Source organism: uncultured Succinatimonas sp. (assembly GCF_905203285.1).
GTDB lineage: Bacteria > Pseudomonadota > Gammaproteobacteria > Enterobacterales > Succinivibrionaceae > Succinatimonas.
Map to the genome: position 1 here is coordinate 1 of NZ_CAJKVK010000114.1, position 5,084 is coordinate 5,084.

Annotated in this window: 4 protein-coding genes; 3 read left to right on the top strand and 1 reads right to left on the bottom strand. The window is 30.9% G+C overall.

Annotation, left to right across the window (positions count from 1 at the left end):
- The coding region (locus tag QZ019_RS09135) for a hypothetical protein (RefSeq protein WP_295484426.1) at nt 1-248 on the top strand (248 nt) is incomplete at its 5' end.
- Between the two features lie 22 nt (nt 249-270).
- Here QZ019_RS09135 and QZ019_RS09140 read toward each other — a convergent pair.
- Nucleotides 271-1,281: a glycosyltransferase gene (locus QZ019_RS09140; protein ID WP_295484428.1), complete on the bottom strand. Its 1,011-nt coding sequence runs from the start codon at nt 1,279-1,281 to the stop codon at nt 271-273.
- A gap of 255 nt (nt 1,282-1,536) precedes the next feature.
- On the opposite strand from QZ019_RS09140, the gene mutS reads away from it, so the two are divergent.
- Both mutS and QZ019_RS09150 read left to right on the top strand, forming a co-directional pair.
- Entirely contained in the window at nt 1,537-4,140 is a 2,604-nt protein-coding gene (mutS, locus tag QZ019_RS09145) for a DNA mismatch repair protein MutS (protein ID WP_295484431.1), read from the top strand.
- A gap of 10 nt (nt 4,141-4,150) precedes the next feature.
- Nucleotides 4,151-5,084 (top strand): hypothetical protein (locus tag QZ019_RS09150; RefSeq protein ID WP_295484434.1); only part of this gene is annotated, 934 nt, incomplete at its 3' end.

Here is a 5,084-nt window from a genome sequence, read left to right on the forward strand (position 1 = left end):
ATGGATCCACTGACAATTCATTAAGAATTGCAAATAATTTCTCAAAATCGGATGAATTATCGCGTTTTATAATTTTTAATAAAAAAAATGAAGGCACTTCTTTAACCCGTAATCTAAAGCGTAATATATTTATAATAAAACTAGGATGGAAAATGACAAAACTATATTTAAAGTTAAGATTAAAATCCAAAGAACACCGTTCCAAAATTAAACATTTAAACAATAAAAAATTCACTCTTTTCGATTAACTCCTCTTCTTATATGAAGACTTTATGTGCCTATTAAATTAAACAAGTACAATGACAAAAAACAACCAATAATTAATATGTTGAATAAAAATGACATCTTTTTTATTTTTTTTATCTTTTTCTTATATTTTTGTTTTTGCTTCTCAAATTCACTATTTTCTTTCCTATCGTTAAACAAATAAAAAATATGACTAATAAAATTAGACAGCCACAAGTCTCCATCTTTACTAAGCAAATCAAAATATTTGCTTAAATAAAAAACATAACCATTTATATCTTGGGTATGCCCACTTAGTGTTGAGATCAATGACGAATCATTCATTCCAAAGCCTGAGCTTTCATTATTACCGAGCGGTTTCATACCATGAAAATGAATAATAACTGCTTCATCATTGATTCCCCAATATGGTTTCCAATTATAAATTAATGGTAAGAGTTCCATATCTTTAAAACAAAACTCATTTAAATAACCCTGATCAAACAATCCTTTATTCGTAGGAGTACATTTTTCCATCTTTGAAAAAATCTGTCGACATTTTTCTTTCATACCTTCTATATTTAATAGCAAAACCCCTGCATTAAAATATTTCATTTTTGACACATTCTTATCAAATTCAGGAGCTGCCGCCAAAAATTTAGGTTTCGGCAAATCAGCTAAAACAATATCTTTCAAAAAGATTACATCAATGTCTACATACAGAACATATTTTTCTTCTTTCTCAACAAATGGAATATCTAATCTCATAAACGTTCCTGACAATTTATGATAGAAATCTTCCTTTTTGACATTTCTTTTTATATGCTCATTTGGGTATATTTTGTCTAAATAACTTTTATGAGAAAACTCATGTTTAATTATTTCAACTTCAAAAAGTTTAAGTAACTTATAACATTCACTATCTTCAGAACCATCATATAAAGCAACTATCTCTAAACTTGTATTTTTCCTTGCAGATACTAATGTTGCTTCTAATGTTGAAACATATACATCGTTATCGTCATGTGGGGCTGTTAGGCATATATAACACTTCATTTTATTTACTCATTATCAAAATATTCAAAAGCATTTTTATTACTAATAACTGCTGTTATATACACCCACATTCACTCATTATATAAATCATTACTGTTTCCTTCACTTATGATTTTTAAATAAATTTCAGCTAAATTTTTTGCAAGTTATAAATTTTAGTCCATAATTATAAGTTAATATTTTTCTCTAAAGTTAAAAATAAGTATACTCAAAAAGCAAATAATTAAAACTCTTAATAAGGTAAGAAAATCATAAATGAGCACTTCGTCAGAAAAAGTTACGCCGATGATGCGTCAATACCTTGAAATTAAACAAAAATATCCAGACACTTTAGTTTTTTATCGTCTTGGCGATTTTTATGAGCTCTTTTATGATGACGCAAAAAAAGCATCAGAATTACTCGATCTTACCTTAACTCGCCGAGGAACCAATAACGGCGATCCAATTCCTATGGCAGGTGTCCCTTTTCACTCTGTTGAAGGATATCTTGCAAAACTTATAAAACTTGGAGAATCTGCCGTAATCTGTGAGCAAATAGGAGATCCTGCCACAACTAAAGGAATGATGATTAGAAAAGTTTCAAAAATCATCACTCCGGGAACAGTCACAGATGAAGGAATAGCTCCTGATCGCACTGACAATCAAATTGCGAGTATTTTTAAAGGAAAAAGATATTACGGATTTGCAGCATTAAGTCTTGGTTCCGGAAAATTTAAAACTACTATTGCGGCAAATGAAAAAAACCTAAGGTTACTTCTTGATAAAAACGCACCGGTTGAAATTCTTATACCTGAAAATCTTAAAATCGCAAGTAATCTTTTAAACGATATAGTTTGTAAAAAGCAACTTGCTCCTTGGTATTTTGATTTTCAAGTCTCATATAATCTTTTATGCAAACAATTCGGGACAAATAGTTTAATCGGTTTTGATATTGAAGACTTAGATGAAGGTATTTGTGCGGCTGGAGCTCTTCTTGCCTATGTAAAAGATACGCAAAACGTTTCTTTACAACATATAAAATCAATAAGTCGTGATGAAAATTCTGCATCTGTTATTTTAGATAAATGCGCTCAGCGTAATCTTGAGCTTTTAACTAACTTACGCGGAGAATCTCGTGGTTCATTATTAAGCATTTTAGATAAAACTCATACAGCAATGGGAAGCCGACTATTAAAACGTTTTATAGTAGAACCGTCACGTAACAATCAAATAATTGAAAATCGACTAAACCTTGTTGAGGAGCTTATAAATTCATCAGAAAAAGATAATTTAAGGAAGTATTTAAGCGAAATCGGTGATTTAGAAAGAATAACCGCCCGTATCGGCTTAAATTCAGCTAGACCGCGTGATCTAGCAAAATTACGCGAAGCCCTATCTTTAACCCCACAAATTAAAGATTCTTTAAATTTCATTGAAGGAGCAATCGTCAAAGCATTTAATGATAAATTAAATCCGCTGCCGCAAATTTATGAACTACTCTATAAAGCTATAGCTCCTGAGCCTGCTGCTTTATTAAGAGAAGGAAACGTTATAGCTGACGGCTACAATACAGAGCTTGATGAACTTCGAGAGCTGATGTCAGGTTCGGCTAAAATTCTTAAAGAAATTGAAGATAGAGAAAAACTTCGTACCGGAATCTCATCACTTAAGGTAAATTTTAATCAGGTACATGGTTATTACATAGATATTCCTAAAACTCACTCTGCAAAAGTTCCTGAAGATTACATAAGACGTCAGACTTTAAAAAATAACGAGCGTTTTATAACTCCAGAACTAAAAGAGCTTGAAGAAAAAACCTTAAACGCTCAAAGCAGATCTCTTATTATTGAAAAAGAACTTTATGAAGATATCCTGCAAAAGCTGCAGCAAAACTTAAGTGAGCTTACTAATCTTGCGTCATCGCTATCATTTCTTGATGTTATTTTATCTTTTGCCAAAGTTGCGGAAAGCAATAACTACACCCGTCCTATTCTTGTAAGTGAATCTTACATTGAAATCAAAGAAGGACGTCATCCTGTAGTTGAATCGCTATCCGATTCTCCTTTTATGACAAATAATTTAGAGCTTGGAAAGGACAAGCGTATTACCATAATTTCAGGACCTAATATGGGCGGAAAATCAACCTTTATGCGCCAAAATGCATTAATTGTAATTATGGCGCGTATCGGCTCATTCGTTCCTGCAAAAAAAGCTGTTATTGGAGATATTGATAGAATTTTCACCCGCATTGGAGCTTCAGACGATTTAGCATCAGGGCGTTCAACTTTTATGGTTGAAATGGAAGAAACAGCAACTATTCTGAATAACGCCACCTATCAAAGCTTAGTGTTAATGGATGAGGTCGGACGCGGTACCAGCGGCGAAGAAGGATCTTCTATAGCACAATCTATAGTTGAATATCTTTGCGAAAAATTAAAACCGCTTACATTATTTTCAACCCATTACACTGAAGTTACAGATCTTGCCGAAAAGTTCACTAACGCAGAAAACCTTTGTTTTAACGCAGAAGAGAAAAACGGTCAAATCTATTTTTTATACCACGCAGAAACAGGAAAACAATCAAAATCATTCGGAATTGAAGTAGCAAAACTCGCAGGATTGCCTTATGAAGTGATTAATCTTGCATTAAAAAAGCGACAAAAAACAGCGAAAACTCTTATTGAGTCAAAAACTCTTACACAAACAGGAAGACCTCCTGAAAATGTGAGCTCGTCAGTATCAGGTAAAAAAGATACTTTTTATAATGAAGAAACAATAAAATATGAAAAGATCATAAATATTTTGAAAAACACAAATCTTGAAAACACGACACCCTTACAAGCTTTTAAAATTTTAGAAAAAGCTCTGAGCCTTATTTAGGATTTTGAACATGAAGTACAATGATATTAAACTTACTTTTATATCTCAGACAGCAAAAACTACTGACGAAATTTTTCCGTTTATTCAAAAAGTATTACCAAATTGCACTGTAAAAAAATCACTCTCTCAAATTAAACTTAAGAGCTTATTACAGCCGAGCACTTTTTTTTATTATAAAAGCTCAGATATAAAAACCTTCAAAGATCGCTTAATGTCCTTAATAATAACGTTGTTAGGGAAAAATTTTCGTTCTCGATTGTGTTCATACAAAAAAATTATAAAAAGTCATCTGCTTGAAGAAAACAGCCCCTATAAATTTATAGTATACGGATACCACATATATGATTTATTCTCTATTAATACCTCAAACCTAAAAGAAAAAAGTTTTATTTTTAGTCTTGATGGCATCTATACCTTATATTTATGGCAATTAGAGCTTCTAAAACAAAAAATTAAGCACCAAATTAATCCAAATACTAAATGTTGCGTTGTTTATAATTGCTTTTCTTTTCCTTTTTTAAAATTTTTACAAATCATTTATCCTAATGCTCGGATCATTTCTCGCTATCATGACATGATTCAAAAAGATAAACATAAAAGATTTATTAAAAAAGCTAAAAAGATTACTAATTGCTATTTTGAAAGTTACTCGCAAAAAAACGCTGAAGAGTTAAATATAAATTATTGGCCCAACAGTGTTGATTTTATCACCGTTCAAAATAAATATTTATCTTCAACAAGTAAAACTTTTGATCTTTACTTCTTAGGAGTTGCTGATAATAAAAGGCTTAATTTCTTAAAAGATTTAATTTACACATTATGTAAACAACAAATCAAATTTCATATTGACGCAGTTGTCTTTGACAAAAAAAATAGAGAAAACATCAAAAATTTATTGATGAAAATTGTTAATAATCATAATTCTTCTTCAATAATTGAGGTTG